We start from the raw sequence: 15,417 nt of genomic DNA, 5'->3' as shown, positions 1-15,417 counted from the left end.
AGGGGCATGGAGCTGTACACCTATTACCGTTCCACCTCGTCCTACCGGGTACGCATTGCTTTGGCACTGAAGGGGCTGGGTTACCAGTCCCTTCCGGTCAACCTGCTGCAGGGCGAACAGAGCGGCGCGGGTTATGTCGCGGTCAACCCGCAGGGGCGCGTTCCGGCGTTGCGTACCGATGGCGGTGAGCTGCTGGTGCAGTCGCCGGCGATCATCGAGTACCTGGAAGAGGTTTATCCACAACCTGCGCTGTTACCGGCCACGGCTGAGGCGCGTGCCAAGGTGCGGGGTGTGGCGGCGATCATCGGCTGCGACATCCACCCGCTGCACAACGTCAGCGTGCTCAACCGACTGCGCCAGGCCGGCCAGGACGAAAGCCAGGTCAACCAGTGGATTGGTCACTGGATCAGCCAAGGGTTGGCGGCAGTTGAGCAACTGATAGGCGATCATGGCTTCTGCTTCGGCGATGAGCCGGGCCTGGCGGATGTCTATCTGATCCCGCAGTTGTACGCGGCCGAACGTTTCAACGTCGACCTCGACAGCTTCCCGCGCATCCTTCGGGTTGCCGCCCTTGCGGCCGAACACGCGGCGTTCGCCCAGGCCCACCCCGCCCGGCAGCCGGACAGCCCGGCTCAGTGAATGGAACGGTTCGCCGCCGGAAGCTTGCCGATACGTTCGGAAAGCTTCAGGCGCTGGACCGGGTCCTCTGTCAGCAATAACGCATGCTCCAGATCAAAGCGCTCGGCCTGCGGGCAATCCAGATGCTGGTATAGCGAAGCGCGAGTCACATAGTCGCTGACCTGCACCGGGCCCAGTTGCATGACCCGCTCGGCATCAGTCAGTGCCGCCAGGTGGTTGTCGTTGCTTATATGCAACTGGCGCAGGTTGCGTGACAGGCGTTGCAGCATCTGCAGCGGGCTGGCACTGCGCATGTGCTCGGCAGTCAGCGCTACATGCGGGCCGAACTGGCGAGCCAGCAGCTCACGGCAGTCGTTGGGGTAGAGACGCCGGCCGCCACAGGGGTCAAGCAGGTGATCGGCACCCGGCACGCGCAGCAGGAAATGGCCAGGGAAGCCTACGCCCTCAAGGGGTATGGACAGACGCCGGGCCAGTTCCAGGGCGAGGATGGCAAGTGTCAGCGGTTGGCCACGGCGGCGTTGCAGCACCTTGTCCATCATCGCGGCATGCGGGCGCAGCGGGTGATATTCATCCTGCTGGAAGCCCAGGGCATTGAGTTGGCGCAACAATGGCTGTGCCAGTTCGCACAGCGGCAGCATCGGCAGATTGGTGCTTATCTCACGCTGCAGGTCATGCAGCTTGGCAAGGCTGGCCGCGGGCTCGACGCTTCGGTCGTGCTCGGCAGCAATCCATAATGCGGCTTCCAGCAGGGCGACGGGCTCGCGTTCCAGGCAGGCCAGGCAGGCTTGACGTGGCTTCATGGGGCTTCTCCACACACGCTTGAGTATTAGCCGTGGTGCGCGGTTTCGTCCAGTGGTCCGGCGGCGCTACCAGCCCAAGGGCCGTGCCTATACTGGAAAGAGCACCTCGTAGGGGAGCCTGTCGATGTTCGCGCTGATGCAAAGCACCCGTACCCAGTCGTTGCACTTGTTCACCGATCCGCCTACCGGCCTGAAGGCTGTGGTGGTGATCCACAGCGAGCAGTTGGGCCCCGCCATGGGCGGTTGCCGCTACCTGCCTTATGCCGATGATGAAAGCGCCATGACAGACGCCATTCGCCTTGCCCAGGGTATGAGCTACAAGGCGGCGCTGGCTGGCCTGCCATTGGGGGGCGGCAAGGCGGTGATCATGCGCAACCCGCATGTGGAAAACCGTGCCGCGCTGTTCGAGGCCTTTGGCCGCTTCATCGACACCTTGCAAGGGCGCTTCATCATCGCCGTGGACAGCGGCACCTCGACCCTGGACATGGACTGCATTGCCCAGAGCACACCGCATGTGACCAGCACCACGGCCTCGGGTGATCCCTCACCGCATGCGGCGATGGGGGTTTTTGCCGGCATTCGTGCCACCACTTCGTTCCGCCTTGGCAGTGATGACCTGCAAGGGCTTCGGGTTGCGGTGCAAGGGCTGGGCAATGTCGGTTATGCGCTGGCGGAGCAACTGCATGCGGCAGGGGCGGACCTGCTGGTGAGCGATCTGGACCCTGGACGAGTGCGGCTGGCGGTGGAGCAGTTCAATGCCCATCCGGTGACCAACGATGCGTTGATCAGTACCCCTTGCGACATCTTTGCCCCTTGCGGTGTGGGGCCGGTGTTGAACGGGCAGAGCGTGATGCAGTTGCGTTGTGCGGCCGTGGCGGGGGCGGCGAACAACCAGCTGACCACCTTGCAGGTAGCCGACCAGCTGGAGTCGCGCGGGATACTGTATGCGCCCGATTACGTGATCAATGCCGGTGGGTTGATCTACGTGGCACTTACCCATCGTGGCGAAGACCTGGGCACCATCACTGCGCACCTGGCGCGGATACCTTCACGGCTGACCGAAGTGTTTGGCCATGCACAGGCAGAGAAGCGCTCGCCGGCGCGGGTGGCGCAGATGCTGGCGGAGCGGTTGCTCTACGGCTGATGTAATTTGTGTTCTTGCATTGGCCCTCTCGCCGGCAAGCCAGCGCCCACCCCTGGCGCGCCGACTTGTAGGAGCAGCCTTGCGCTGCGAAGAGGCCATTACTGCCGAAGAATATCTGTTGCTCAACTACCCTCTTCGCAGCACAAGGCTGCTCCTACAGGGTAATGAGGTGACCTGAGCAATGGAGCAAGCCATGTACCCCCCGTGGAGCTTGCTGGCGATGAGGCCAGTGCAGGCAATTACTCGGCCGCTGGCGCTTCGAGCAACTCGGCCAGCGCATCCGGCTGGCTCTTGAACGCCCGGGCGAATACATCGCGGTTCTTGGCCATGTAGATACCGGCTTCCTCGACCTGTTTCTCGCTCAGCGAGGGCACTGCCTTGTGCAGTACTTCGGCCAGGCGCTCGGCCAGTTCGAGCATCTTGTCGTGACGGTCTGCTTCGGCCTTATCCATGAACAAGCGCTCCGGGTCGCGGCTGCTGCGGTACACCACTTCGACGGCCATTCATCACCTCTATGCCTTTTGCTGGTTGTGTTTCGATTTACTGTATCTATATACAGTAATGGCAATGCTGATTGCTTCGCAAGCAGAAATTGTAGCGTGGTGCAGAGGGCTTACTGCTTCATGCCCAACTCAGCATCATCCATCAGCGCCTTGGCCATCCGGGCCCTTTCGCGGGTGAACCCGCTCCCACAGGTACGGCATCTACCTCAAGGCCTGTGGAGATCCTGTGAGAGCGGGTTTACCCGCGAAGAGGCCAGCCCAGACAACGCAACACTCAAATCTCAGTGCAAAGTCCGAGGCCCAGCGGGCATCTGCACCTGAACCAGTGCCGACTCAAGCAAAGCCCGCAACGTCTCCAGCTCATGCAACTTGCCACGCCTCAAGGTGCCTTGCGGCAATCGGTCGCCTTCCAAGGCAGGGGCCTGGCCCTTTAACTGCATGGCACAAGCGTCACACCGGTGACGCATCATCCTTCAAGACGTATCGGGGAATGGAACATCGTGAACATCAAATGGGCAGAAAAGCTGCGAAAGGGTCTGCACGGCTCGGCCGACTCGCTGGGAAACCTGTGCGTCGAGGCATTCCATTACCTGGCGCTGTTCGGCATTGGCGCGATCACGGCCTATGCGGCGGTGATGACGTTCCTCGACATGCTCGGCAAGGGCGGGGTCAGTGTCGATGACATCCTGCTGCTGTTCATCTACCTGGAGCTGGGGGCGATGGTCGGCATCTACTTCAAGACCAACCACATGCCGATCCGCTTCCTGCTGTACGTGGCCATCACCGCGCTGACCCGCCTGCTGATCGGCGACGTCTCGCACCACAAGGCGCCGGACGTAGGGCTGTTGTACCTGTGCGGCGGCATCCTGTTGCTGGCGTTCGCGATCCTGGTGGTGCGCTACGCCTCGTACCGCTACCCCTCGACCAAGGTACTGGATGCCAGCGGCAAGGAAGTGGAGGAGGGCAAGTAGCCCTCAGTTGGCGATGAAATGGCGCGGCTCGTGGCGGGCGTCACGGGTCAGCGCGGCCAGCACCTGAAGGGGGTTCTGGTTGTGCTCGATGGCCAGGCCCAGGCGGATGCTGTCGATCACCCGCTGCAGGCGCACCGGGTCATTGCGCTGGGCCTGGGTGATGAGGCGCTTGGCGACCACGCCAGCGTCGTCGGACAGGGTCAGCATGATGCTGCCGTCGAGGTTTGCAATGCTCAGGTTGACCCGGTATTCGGGGGCGAATGCAGCACTGATTCGTTCGAATGGGTTGTTCATGGTCATGCTTCTGCGCTGAATGAATGCAGAAGTTGACCGGGGAAATTACCTGTTGGTTCAGCGCCATCGATCGATACAAACGAAAACGCCCGGCATCAGGCCGGGCGTCTTGCGTTACCGATCAGGCGTCTGGGTCACTCAGTTCCAGGGCGCCGCGCTTGCTGCGCAGTTTGCCGTAGAAGTGTTCCAGCGCGTGGTTGAGCTTGGTGGCGGCACCATCGACCGCCTGGTCCAGCGAAGTGGCGGTGTGGGTCACGGAAATCGGTTGATGGCCTTTGGGGCGAGCCTCCATCTGGCAGCGTTTGTCATGCGGTCCGGGCTTGGCGCCGTTCTCGTCGCGCAGGTGGACCTCGATGCGGGTGAGGTCGTCTTCGTAACGTTCCAGCGAGTTCTGCAGTGTGCTGCGGACCCACTGGTCGAGCCGGGCGTTGCCTTCGAAATGGTTGCTGCTGTTGACCTGGATTTGCATGATTCAATCCTTATTCAGCTTGCTCGCATGGAGACGCGCCTAGGCCTCTGAGACCCTTGGTATTTCTGCGTCTCTTGACTCTAAGGTCAGGCAACGGCGAAACGAATTCAAGCCCTTTTTGAAAATAAATTTCTTGTTGCATTCAAGGCAGCAGGCGGCTCATCGCATGGCCTTTGCTTATGAGAATTGAAATCATTATTATTGCAGCCCCGAAAACGCCCGGACCATCGCCATGACGCGCAAAACCGCCGGTCTCTCGCTCAGCTATCGCCTGGCCGTGACGTCACGCAGCCTTGCCGCGCTGCTGGGTGGCTACCTGCTGGCGTCCGTGGCCAGCGTCTGCATTTCCCTGGTAGCGCCGCTGCCACGGGTCGATGCCACGCTCACCGGCCTGCTGCTGTCATTCGTTTTCTACCTGCTGGCGTTCATCTGGTGCTTTGCCTGCCGCAGCGCTTTGCGCGCCTGGCTGGGCGTACTGGCGCCAAGCGTGCTGCTGGGGGTGATCAGCGGGTTGGCATACTGGATGAAAAACCCATGAAAGAAGGCTTCCGCCAGGCCATGGCCTGGCTGCACACCTGGACCGGCCTGATCTTCGGCTGGCTGTTGTTCGCCATCTTCCTCACCGGCACGCTGTCGTATTTCAAGGAAGAAATCACCCACTGGACGCAACCAGAAGTACGAAGCCATGCGCTGGACCCGAGCCATAGCCTGGAGGTGGCCCAGCGTTATCTGCAGGACAATGCAGGGCATTCGGGCACCTGGCTGATTCGTATGCCCAACGCACGCGAGGCCGCCTTGAACGTGGGTTATCGCGACCCGAATGGCGGGCCACGCGGTTTCGTCACCAAGACCCTTGATACCCAGACCGGGCAGCCGGTGGCGGCACGCGACAGTCGCGGAGGCGAGTTCTTCTACCGTTTCCACTTCCAGTTGCAGATGCCACACCCTTTCGGCCGATGGCTATCGACGTTGTGCGCCTTCATCATGCTGTTGGGGCTGGTCACCGGCATCATCACCCACAAGAAGATCTTCAAGGAGTTTTTCACCTTCCGCCCCGGCAAGGGCCAGCGCTCCTGGCTGGACGGGCACAACGCCATTGGCGTGCTGGTGCTGCCCTTCCACCTGATGATCAGCTACAGCAGCCTGGTGTTGTTCATGTACATGGTGATGCCGGCGGGCATCATGGCCAGCTACGGCAATGACACCGGCAAGTACTTCAACGAACTGTTCGGCCGTAACAATGCGCCCAAGGCGGCCCATGTGGCCGCGCCGCTGGTACCGTTGCCGAGCCTGTACGCCAAGGTGCAGGCCCTGCAACCGGGCGCGCGTATCGGCCGTATCCAGGTGGAAAATGCCGGCGACAGCAATGCCCGCGTTACCTTCACCCAATCTGCGGCCGACCATGTAGCCTATCGGCGCAGCGCCAACTGGACCTTCGATGGCGTCAGCGGTGCCCTGCTGGGCCAGGGCAAACCGGAGAGTGGGGCAATGATGACCGCCTTCAGCTTTGCCGGCCTGCACATGGGCAATTTCGCCGGGCCCTGGCTGCGCTGGCTGTACTTCTTCTTTGGCGTGGCCGGTACTGCGGTGATTGGCACCGGCCTGGTGATGTGGCTGGGCAAGCGCCAGCTCAAGCATGCCAGGAGCGAACGCCTGCCGGGCGAACTGCGCCTGGTCGAGGTGCTCAATATCGCCAGCATGAGCGGCCTGTTGCTGGCCGTGGCGGGCTTCTTCTGGGCCAACCGCCTGATCCCGATGGGTGTCGCAGACCGGGCCGACTGGGAGGTCAACGCCTTCTTCACCGCCTGGGGCCTGTCACTGGTGCACGCTGTGCTGCGTAGCGGGCGGCGGGCATGGGGCGAGCAACTGGCACTGGGCGCGCTGGCCTTCGCCTTGCTGCCGCTGCTCAACGGCCTGACCACCGGCCAGGGCCTGAACCATTCGCTACCTGCGGGTGACTGGGCCATGGCTGGTTTCGACCTGACAGCGCTGGGCACCGGCCTGTTCCTGGCCTGGTTGGCCGGCAAGATGTTACACAGCCCGAAGGCTGTGGCCATGCGGGCCCCTCGTGCGGCAAGGGAGCCAAGCACTGAGACGGCGGAGGCGAGCTGATGCTGGGTAATGCACTGATCGCTTACGCCGGCTTCGTTGCCCTGTGCCTGGCCATGGAGAAGCACTTCGTCGACCTGCTCGGGCGCAAGCCGCGCCCCGGGCAGTTGCGCCTGTTGCGCAGTGCCGGTTGGCTGTTGCTGGTGCTGTCGCTGGTGCTCAGCGTGCACCTGCGGGGCTGGGCCCATGGCTTGGTGGAATGGACCGCAGTGATGATGGCCGGGGTGACCCTGTGGGTGTTCGGCCTGCCATACCAGCCCCGCCTGTTGCTGGGCCTGGCCGCCGCCAGCGTGGTGCTGGGGCCGTTGCTGGCCGTGTTCGCCGAGTGACCAGGTGAGCGAGCCGGGCGACATGATCGAGGCGGATGCCGAAAGCGGCGGCGGGCGTGCGCGTTTCGTCCAGGTGTTCCAGGCCCAGCGGGCACGCATGGAGGCCCTGGTGAGCCGCCGGGTCGGCTGCCGGGCGACGGCATCGGACCTGGTCCAGGAGTTGTTCCTGCGCTTCTGGCGTCGCCCTGAGGTCAAGGTCGAGGCACTGGATACCTACCTGCTGCGTTGCGCCGGGAACCTCGCCATCGACCACCTGCGCAGCGAAGGCAGCCGCGAGCGCGCAGCCGAAGCTGTGCTGCCGCAGGTTGAAGCGGCCATGGCCCAGGCCCCGGAACAGGCCGTGGAGGTCGATCACGACTTGCAGCGCATCGACGCTGCCTTGCGCGCCTTGCCCGAGCGCACCCGGCAGATCTTCCTGCTCAACCGTATCCACGGCTGCAAGTACGGCGAAATCGCCAAGGCCATGCAACTGTCCCAGAGTGCTGTGGAAAAGCATATGATGCGCGCCCTCGAAGCGTGCAAGGCGAGTGTTGCCGAGCCCGCGTCCACCCCACGCCGGCCAGGGAGTGCCCGTCGATGAGCCGTTTACCGCCGATCACCGAGGCGCAGTCCCGGGCTGCACTTCAATGGCTCAGCCGCATCAACGAGCAGCCTGCGCAAGCCGAGGGCGCGGCGTTCAAGCGCTGGCTGCTGGCCGAACCTGGGCACCGTGAGGCTTACGCCCAGGCCCAGGCGCTGTGGCAGAACAGCGCCGCCCCGGCGGCGCGCCTGGCCGCTGAAGAACAGGCAAGCCTGCAACGTTACCTGGATGCGATGGCCAGGCCACCGGTCAGGCACCCCTGGCGGCAGCGGGCCGCGGCGCTGGCGGTGGCTGCGTGCCTGGTACTGGCCGTGGGCGTTGCCGGTGGTTGGCACCCGGCCCTGTGGCTGCAGGACCTGCAGGCCGACTACAGCAGTGCTGGTCAAGTTCGCCAGGTGACCTTGGCCGACCAGTCGCAGGTGACGCTGGATGCGGGGAGCGCGATTGCAGTCGATTTTGTGCAGGGCGAGCGCCGCGTGCGGTTGTTGCATGGCGCGGCGTTTTTCCAGGTCACGCATACCGGCACGCCGTTCGTAGTGGAAGCTGCCGGTGGCGAGGTGCGCGTGCTTGGCACCCAGTTCGAAGTGCGCGAGCAGGACGAGGGAGCCCAGGTCACTGTGAGCAGCGGGCGGGTGGCGGTGAGCCCGGCGCCGGGCGCAGCAGCGCGTGAACTGACGGCCAACCAGCAGGCGGCCTACGCTGCCGGCCAAGTCGGCGACACCCTGGCGGTGGACAGCGACAACCGCCTGGCCTGGCGCCAGGGCTGGCTGAATTACTACCAGGTGCCGCTGGCGCAGGTGGTCGAAGACCTGGGGCGCTATTACCCGGGGCGCATCCTGTTGCTCGATTATGAGTTGGGGCAGCGCAAGGTCAGTGGCAGTTTCCCCGTGGCCGAGCCGTTGCTGGCGCTGGATTCGCTGGGCAAGGTGATGGGCTTTTCGCGGCAGACAGTGCTGGGGCGGTTGACCCTGATCCGGTAGTCGCCTGTGCGGACCTCTTCGCGGGTGAACCCGCTCCCACAGGAAGGGCGCAAGTTTCAAATCCTGTGCAGTACCTGTGGGAGCGGGTTCACCCGCGAAGAGGCCCGCACAGGCAAAAAAATTTTCAGATAGCGGGTGAGGTAACAGGACGTGGCATCCGTGTAATGAGTGGAAGTGCGATTCATTCGCAGTCATATCCCTCTCACAGGTCAGCGTCCATGAAGTTCACCCCGCGTTGCGTCCCTCTCTGGCTCGGCCTTTCCGCGCTCCCGGCATTCGCTGTCGCCCCCCTGGCCTGTGCCGCCGAGCAGCAGCAGGCGTATACCTTCGCGCAGCCGGCGCAACCCCTTGCCCAGGCACTCAGCGCCTTCAGCCGCACCACCGGCCAGAGCGTGGTCTACACCCTGGAACTGCCAGGTGTGCAGGCGTCGGCATTGAACGGCAGGTTCAGCGCCGAACAGGCCCTGCAACAGTTGCTGGGCACTACCGGGCTGGCCTGGCGCCGCGTCGATTCGCGCACGCTCACCCTCGAAGCGGTGGACACTTCCGGCGCCCTCAACCTGCAGGCCATCACCGTGACCTCGCAACTGGACGACTACAGCTATCAGCCCCCCGCTACCGCCTCGATCATGCGCGGGCAGGGCCCGAGCCAGGACATCCCCCAGGCCATCAATGTGGTACCGGCCCAGGTCATCCGTGACCAGGCCCCACGCAACCTTGATGACGCTCTGGCCAATGTCAGCGGCATCACCCAGGGCAACAATTTCGGTGGCACCTCCGATACCGTGATGAAGCGCGGCTTCGGCGACAACCGCGACGGCTCGATCATGCGCGATGGCATGCCCATCGTGCAGGGCCGCAGCCTCAACGCCAGCACCGAGCGGGTCGAAGTGCTCAAGGGCCCGGCCTCGCTGCTGTACGGCATCCAGGACCCGGGCGGGGTCATCAACGTGGTCAGCAAGCGCCCGCAACTCGAGCAGTACAACGCCCTGACCGTGCGCGGTTCTACCTACGGCAGCGGCAAGAACGGCAGCGGTGGCGGGTTCGACAGTACCGGCGCACTGGGCGACAGCAACTTCGCCTATCGGCTGATCGTCGACCACGAAGATGAGGACTACTGGCGCAACTACGGCGTGCACCGTGAGTCGCTGGTAGCGCCATCGCTGGCCTGGCTGGGCGAGGATACCCAGGTGGTGCTGGCCTACGAGCATCGCGAGTTTCTCTACCCCTTCGACCGTGGCACGGCGTTCGGCAACAACGGCCACCCGCTGGACATCCCAGCCACGCGGCGCCTGGACGAGCCCTTCAACGACATGGAAGGGCGCTCCGACCTGTACCGTCTGGAAGTCGACCACCAGCTGGCCGATGACTGGAAGCTGCACTTCGGCTACAGCTTCAACCGCGAAACCTATGATGCCAGCCAGGTGCGGGTGACCGGCGTGAATGAAAATAGCGGCACGCTGTCGCGCAGCATCGACGGCACCCACAACGCCATGAGCCGTGACCAGTTCGCCACCCTGAGCCTGGCCGGCAATGTGCAACTGGCCGGGATGCAGAACGACCTGCTGTTCGGTGTCGATCATGAAGACCGCAAGGTCTTTCGTGGGGACCTGATCCGGCAGAGCGCCCAATCTACCTTCAGCTACATGAACCCGATCTACGGGCAGGAAGTGGAGGGCACCACCGTCAAAGCCAGTGACAGCGACCAGACCGACAAGCTACGCACCGACGCGTTGTTCGTGCAGGACGCGCTGCACCTGGATGATCACTGGATCCTGGTGGCCGGTGCACGCTTCCAGCAGTTCGACCAATACGCCGGCCGCGGCCGCCCGTTCAAGGCCAACACAGACATCAATGGCCAGGCGTGGGTGCCGCATGCAGGTATCGTCTACAAGGTGGACGAGCAGCTGTCGTTTTATGGCAGCTATAGCGAGTCGTTCAAGCCCAACTCCACCATCGCGCCGCTGGTCGGCAATGTGGTGCTTGACTCGTCGGTGGCGCCGGAGGAGGGCAAATCGTGGGAGCTGGGCGCCAAGCTCGACATGCCAGGCCGCCTTACCGGAACCCTGGCGTTGTTCGACATCACCAAGCGCAACGTGCTGGTTTCCAATTTTGATGCCAGTACGCGCGAAACGGTGTACAGCAATGCTGGAGAGGTCAGCTCACGGGGTGTCGAGCTGGACCTGACCGGTCAGTTGAGCGAGCGCTGGAGCCTGATCGGCAGCTACGCCTTCACCGATGCGCAAGTGACCAAGGACCCGGACCTCAAGGGCAACCGCCTGCAGAACGTGGCCCGCCACAGTGGTTCGCTGTCGGCGGTGTATGACTATGGCAGCCTGTTCGGCGGCGATCGCCTGCGCATTGGCGCGGGGGCCCGATACGTGGGCGAGCGCGCTGGCAACCCGACCAACACCTTCGACCTGCCGTCCTATACCTTGGCCGATGCCTTTGCCAGCTACGAGACCAGGCTCGACGAGCACAAGGTGCTGTTGCAACTGAACGTGAAGAACCTGTTCGACAAGGTTTACTACAGCTCGGCGGTGAACCAGTACTTTGTGGCCATTGGCGATGCGCGGCAGGTGAGCTTGTCCAGTACCTTCGAGTTCTAGGCCAGCCTGTACCGGCCTCTTCGCGGCTAAAGCCGCTCCCACAGGTACTGCACTGCCCTTGAGGGTGGCGCGGTCCCTGTGGGAGCGGCTTTAGCCGCGAATGGCCGAACGGTATTCGCCTGGCGTTGCACCGACCGCCTGGCGGAACCGGTTGCTGAAATGGCTGGCACTGGCAAACCCGCACAACAGGGCAATCTCCCCCAAAGGCATCAACCCCAGCCGCAACAGCTGGCAGGCCCGGTGCAGCCGCCGGGCCAGCAGGTACTGGTGCGGCGGCAGCCCGAAACTGGCGCGGAACATGCGCGCAAAGTGGTATTCGGACAGGTTGCAGCGCAAGGCCAGTTCACCCAGGGTGATGGGCTGGTCGAGGTGCGCTTCGATGTAGTCGACCATTTGCCGGCGCAGGCTCGGTGCCAGCCCGCCTTTCAGCCGCAGGCCCTGGCGCAGCCCGACCTGGTTGAGCAGCGCATGGTCGACGATCTCGTGCGCCAGGCTGCTGGCCAGCAAGCGTTCGCCAGGTTCATCCCAGTCCAGGGTTATCAGTTGGCGAAAGCGCTTGGCCTGCTGCGGGTCATCGAGAAAGGTCGCTTCCTGCAGTTGCAGCTCACGCGGTTCACGGTCGAGCAGGCGCACGCAGCCCAGGGCGAATTGCGCCTCGCTGACATACAGGTGCGCCAGGCGGATCGAGCCATTGACCACCCAGTTCGATTCCTGCCCGGCTGGCATCACGCACAGCTTGTCGGGCGCCCCTTTGTCGCCGGGGCGCTGGCGGCGAAAGGTGCCGGTGCCGTCGGCGATGTAGCACGACAGGGTGTGATGGCTCGGTGCCTGGTATCGCGGGCATCGTCGCGGTTGCTCCACAACGCCGCCGCCAGCCCGTCGCCCAGGTGCGCGCTCAGCTCCAGCCGGGCGTGGGGCGAAGCGTGCATGGCGTTGAACACTTGCAGCTGGGTGAGTGGCGTCATGGGCGGTTCCTCTTGCCAGCCATCCTACTGCGCCTTGGCCAGGCTTACAGCTACCCGCGGGACAAATGCGCAAGTTTGTGCAAGCGCGTGGGTGTTCGACAGGAGAACACTGAAATGCCTCGGCGAGGGCTGCGCCCTCGATTCGCGGGTGAACCCGCTCCCACAGGGACCGCGCCAGCCTCGAGAGCAGCGCGGTCCTTGTGGGAGCGGCTTTAGCCGCGAAGCGCCGGGCACCGATCCTGAAAGGCCCAAGGAACCGCCGCCATGAACCTGTCACTCTACCTGCTAACCGTCCTGATCTGGGGCACCACCTGGATCGCCCTTAAACTCCAGCTGGGCGTGGTCGCCATTCCGGTCTCGATCGTCTACCGCTTCGCCCTGGCCGGGCTGATCCTGTTCGCCTTCCTGCTGCTCACCCGCCGCCTGCAGCCAATGAACCGGCGTGGCCACCAGATCTGTCTGGCCCAGGGCCTGTGCCTGTTCTGCGTAAACTTCATCTGCTTCCTCAGCGCCAGCCAGTGGATTGCCAGCGGCCTGATCGCCGTGGTGTTCTCCACCGCCACCCTGTGGAATGCACTCAACGCGCGGATCTTCTTCGGCCAGAAGATCGCCAGCAACGTCCTCGGCGGCGGCGCCTTGGGGCTCCTTGGCCTGGGGCTGCTGTTCTGGCCCGAGCTGTCCCACCACGCGGCCAGCCGCGAAACCCTGTACGGCCTTGGCCTGGCCCTGCTCGGCACGCTGTGCTTCTCGGCCGGCAACATGCTGTCGAGCATGCAGCAGAAGGCCGGGCTCAAACCCATGACCACCAATGCCTGGGGCATGGTCTACGGGGCGGTGATGCTGGCGGTGTTCTGCATGGTCAGCGGTGTGCCATTCAGCATGGAGTGGAACGTGCGGTACATCGGCTCGTTGCTGTACCTGGTGGTGCCGGGCTCGGTGATCGCCTTTACCGCCTACCTGACCCTGGTCGGGCGCATGGGGCCGGAGCGGGCAGCGTACTGCACGGTGCTGTTCCCGTTGGTGGCGTTGAACGTGTCGGCGGTGGCCGAGGGGTATCAGTGGACGGCACCGGCCTTGTTTGGATTTGTGGCGGTGATGGCGGGGAATGTGCTGGTGTTTCGCAAGCCCAAGAGCCGAGTCATTAAGGCCGCTGGGCTAGCGAAGTGAAGCGTACATAGCTTGCACCGGGCACCTCTTGAGCTTGCCAAGAGGTGCCTAGTGCAGGAAGTTCTCAAAAGAGATTGTTCTTGACTCCGGGGCCTCGAGCCATAAGCAGCTCTGCCGCGGGAATATCTAGTCAGCGTCAAGGATGATTACTGCAAACCCCGGAATTTTATCGTGGCGTTTGTCGAATGCAAGAATGGCTGTAGGTGTAGGCTGGTCGCCGGAACTATAGTAATCGCCGTTCTGCTTCATTCGGCCATTACCGGCCAGTGTATACCAAGCTGTATGTTCTTCTGGGACTTTCGTCCATCCGCTATCGAAGATGTTTACGAGAAATTCCAGCCGTTTCTGGTCGTTGTCGGTCTTTAGCTCAAGCTTGTAACTGACCGGTCGAGGGAGGTTGGATATTAGTATGGTCGCATTGTAATATTTTCCATCTTCGAAAGCCGTCACAATGTCCTTTTTGAAAAACGAAATGATATCGGAGCTATCTCCCTTTGCAATACTATCTGGGGCGGTGTAAGTGGCAGCTCCTCCGTCCTTTCCCAGCAGTGTCCCTAGCTTCTCTCCTTCTAGAACCCATTCTGGGTTCTTCAAGGATGAAAAGAGGCTGATTTCGTATTGCGGGCTTACAAAGCTAATGTCTGGTCTGATAGTGCCAAGATTAGATTCCATCATACACCTCCAATTTTTGAGGTGTTATTGTTGCTGCGGTTCGCTAGAAGATGAACTGGCAGTTTTATCAGTTGCGGAACAGCTTCAGATACGTTCCTGTCGCGTATGGCTTTGAATCTTATTCGTGGCGCGCTCCGTACACACACACAGAGCGCGCCGTAAAAGTTAGGTGGCCCGTTTCAACAGATGTGGGGAAGCGATCAACTCCTCCACACCTGCGGGTTCACGAGGTCCCGCGGCCGTTCACCCAGCAGCGCCGCACGCAGGTTGTCGATTGCCCGGTTGGCCATGGCCTCGCGGGTTTCGGCAGTAGCCGAGCCAACGTGTGGCAAGGTCAGGGCATTGGGCAGTTTGAACAGCGGCGAGTCGCTCAGCGGTTCTTTTTCGTACACATCCAGACCCGCACCGCGAATGGTGCCGTTCTGCAGTGCCTCGATCAGCGCCGCCTCGTCCACCACCGGCCCGCGGGCGATGTTGATCAGGAATGCGCTTGGCTTCATCAGTTGCAACTCACGCGCACCGATCAACTTGCGGGTGGCATCGGACAACGGCACCACGATGCAGACGAAATCGGCTTCGGCCAGCAGTTGCTCCAGGCTGCGGAACTGCGCCCCCAGCTCTTGCTCCAGCGCGGTCTTGCGGCTGTTGCCGGAATAGATGACCGGCATGTTGAAACCGAACCGGCCGCGACGGGCAATGGCGGCACCGATGTTGCCCATGCCGACGATACCCAGGGTCTTGCCGTGCACATCGCTGCCGAAGTGGGCCGGGCCTACGGTAGCTTGCCAGTTGCCGGCCTTGGTCCAGGCATCCAGCTCGGCGGTGCGGCGGGCGCAGCCCATGATCAGCGAGAAGCCCAGGTCGGCGGTGCTTTCGGTCAGCACGTCTGGGGTGTTGGTCAGGGCGATGCCGCGTTCGTTGAAGTAGTCCAGGTCGTAGTTGTCGTAACCGACCGACACGCTGGATACCACCTCCAGCCTGGCCGCCCCTTCGAGTTGCGCCCGGCCGAGCTTGCGGCCAACGCCGATCAGGCCATGGGCCTCGGGCAGGGCTTCATTGAACTGGGCATTGATGTCGCCGAGCTTGGGGGTCGGCACGATCACGTTGAAGTCTTGCTGCAGGCGTTCGGCCATGGCCGGGGTGATACGGCTGAAGGCCAGGACGGTCTTTTTCATCGGCAACTTCT

At 62.9% G+C, this 15,417-nt stretch carries 16 protein-coding genes and 1 pseudogene; 10 read left to right on the top strand and 7 right to left on the bottom strand.

All coding sequences use genetic code 11. The annotated features are described in order from the left end of the window. The first annotated feature begins 6 nt into the window (after window positions 1-6). A complete protein-coding gene (gene maiA / locus WM94_RS26300) occupies window positions 7-639 on the top strand; it encodes a maleylacetoacetate isomerase (protein WP_061552472.1) in 633 nt (210 codons plus the stop codon). On the opposite strand, the gene WM94_RS26295 is transcribed toward maiA, so the two are convergent. Then, window positions 633-1,439, bottom strand: coding sequence for a SirB1 family protein (locus tag WM94_RS26295; RefSeq protein WP_061552471.1), 807 nt, complete (start codon window positions 1,437-1,439; stop codon window positions 633-635). The two genes, maiA and WM94_RS26295, sit on opposite strands and share 7 nt — an antisense overlap. 124 nt (window positions 1,440-1,563) lie before the next feature. Here WM94_RS26295 and WM94_RS26290 point away from each other — a divergent pair, with 124 nt between their 5' ends. After that, window positions 1,564-2,583: a Glu/Leu/Phe/Val dehydrogenase dimerization domain-containing protein gene (locus WM94_RS26290; protein WP_015271770.1), complete on the top strand. Its 1,020-nt coding sequence runs from the start codon at window positions 1,564-1,566 to the stop codon at window positions 2,581-2,583. Between the two features lie 239 nt (window positions 2,584-2,822). On the opposite strand, the gene WM94_RS26285 is transcribed toward WM94_RS26290, so the two are convergent. After that, entirely contained in the window at window positions 2,823-3,086 is a 264-nt protein-coding gene (locus tag WM94_RS26285; RefSeq protein WP_003260692.1) for a YebG family protein, read from the bottom strand. Between the two features lie 500 nt (window positions 3,087-3,586). Here WM94_RS26285 and WM94_RS26280 point away from each other — a divergent pair, with 500 nt between their 5' ends. Further along, complete coding sequence (locus WM94_RS26280; RefSeq protein WP_013974183.1) at window positions 3,587-4,057, top strand: phosphate-starvation-inducible protein PsiE; 471 nt, start codon at window positions 3,587-3,589, stop codon at window positions 4,055-4,057. 3 nt (window positions 4,058-4,060) lie between these two features. Here the strand turns inward: WM94_RS26280 and WM94_RS26275 are convergent, their stop codons facing one another. Continuing rightward, window positions 4,061-4,351, bottom strand: a complete 291-nt coding sequence (locus WM94_RS26275) for a DUF3509 domain-containing protein (protein WP_024087728.1) — start codon at window positions 4,349-4,351, stop codon at window positions 4,061-4,063. A 121-nt stretch (window positions 4,352-4,472) separates the two neighbouring features. Next, complete coding sequence (locus WM94_RS26270) at window positions 4,473-4,820, bottom strand: HPF/RaiA family ribosome-associated protein (protein ID WP_003260689.1); 348 nt, start codon at window positions 4,818-4,820, stop codon at window positions 4,473-4,475. A gap of 232 nt (window positions 4,821-5,052) precedes the next feature. Here WM94_RS26270 and WM94_RS26265 point away from each other — a divergent pair, with 232 nt between their 5' ends. From WM94_RS26265 to WM94_RS26240, 6 genes are all read left to right on the top strand, one after another. Continuing rightward, complete coding sequence (locus tag WM94_RS26265) at window positions 5,053-5,358, top strand: DUF3649 domain-containing protein (RefSeq protein ID WP_061552470.1); 306 nt, start codon at window positions 5,053-5,055, stop codon at window positions 5,356-5,358. Further along, the gene (locus WM94_RS26260; RefSeq protein ID WP_061552469.1) at window positions 5,355-6,932 is read left to right on the top strand and encodes a PepSY domain-containing protein; all 1,578 of its coding nucleotides are present in this window, start codon (window positions 5,355-5,357) and stop codon (window positions 6,930-6,932) included. Before WM94_RS26265 ends, WM94_RS26260 begins: the two co-directional genes overlap by 4 nt. Continuing rightward, the gene (locus tag WM94_RS26255; RefSeq protein ID WP_015271767.1) at window positions 6,932-7,258 is read left to right on the top strand and encodes a DUF3325 domain-containing protein; all 327 of its coding nucleotides are present in this window, start codon (window positions 6,932-6,934) and stop codon (window positions 7,256-7,258) included. The genes WM94_RS26260 and WM94_RS26255 overlap by 1 nt, the downstream gene beginning before the upstream one ends. A 22-nt stretch (window positions 7,259-7,280) precedes the next feature. Further along, on the top strand, window positions 7,281-7,838 hold the full coding sequence (locus WM94_RS26250) for an RNA polymerase sigma factor (RefSeq protein WP_177342434.1): 558 nt from the start codon (window positions 7,281-7,283) through the stop codon (window positions 7,836-7,838). After that, window positions 7,835-8,818: a FecR domain-containing protein gene (locus WM94_RS26245; RefSeq protein ID WP_061552467.1), complete on the top strand. Its 984-nt coding sequence runs from the start codon at window positions 7,835-7,837 to the stop codon at window positions 8,816-8,818. Before WM94_RS26250 ends, WM94_RS26245 begins: the two co-directional genes overlap by 4 nt. 218 nt (window positions 8,819-9,036) lie before the next feature. Continuing rightward, a complete protein-coding gene (locus WM94_RS26240) occupies window positions 9,037-11,427 on the top strand; it encodes a TonB-dependent receptor (RefSeq protein WP_061552466.1) in 2,391 nt (796 codons plus the stop codon). 90 nt (window positions 11,428-11,517) lie between these two features. Here WM94_RS26240 and WM94_RS26235 read toward each other — a convergent pair. Further along, a pseudogene (locus WM94_RS26235) lies at window positions 11,518-12,392 on the bottom strand (helix-turn-helix domain-containing protein). Window positions 12,393-12,656: 264 nt separating this feature from the next. Here WM94_RS26235 and WM94_RS26230 point away from each other — a divergent pair. Then, the gene (locus tag WM94_RS26230) at window positions 12,657-13,559 is read left to right on the top strand and encodes a DMT family transporter (RefSeq protein WP_061552465.1); all 903 of its coding nucleotides are present in this window, start codon (window positions 12,657-12,659) and stop codon (window positions 13,557-13,559) included. A 126-nt stretch (window positions 13,560-13,685) separates the two neighbouring features. On the opposite strand, the gene WM94_RS26225 is transcribed toward WM94_RS26230, so the two are convergent. Both WM94_RS26225 and WM94_RS26220 read right to left on the bottom strand, forming a co-directional pair. Next, complete coding sequence (locus tag WM94_RS26225) at window positions 13,686-14,231, bottom strand: hypothetical protein (protein ID WP_015271761.1); 546 nt, start codon at window positions 14,229-14,231, stop codon at window positions 13,686-13,688. Between the two features lie 200 nt (window positions 14,232-14,431). Beyond that, complete coding sequence (locus WM94_RS26220) at window positions 14,432-15,406, bottom strand: D-glycerate dehydrogenase (protein WP_061552464.1); 975 nt, start codon at window positions 15,404-15,406, stop codon at window positions 14,432-14,434. Window positions 15,407-15,417: the final 11 nt, after the last annotated feature.

This window comes from Pseudomonas sp. ABFPK (assembly GCF_001586765.1).
Lineage (GTDB): Bacteria > Pseudomonadota > Gammaproteobacteria > Pseudomonadales > Pseudomonadaceae > Aquipseudomonas > Aquipseudomonas asiatica.
Note: the sequence above shows the minus strand (reverse complement) of the source record. Positions and strands in the feature narration are given on the sequence as shown.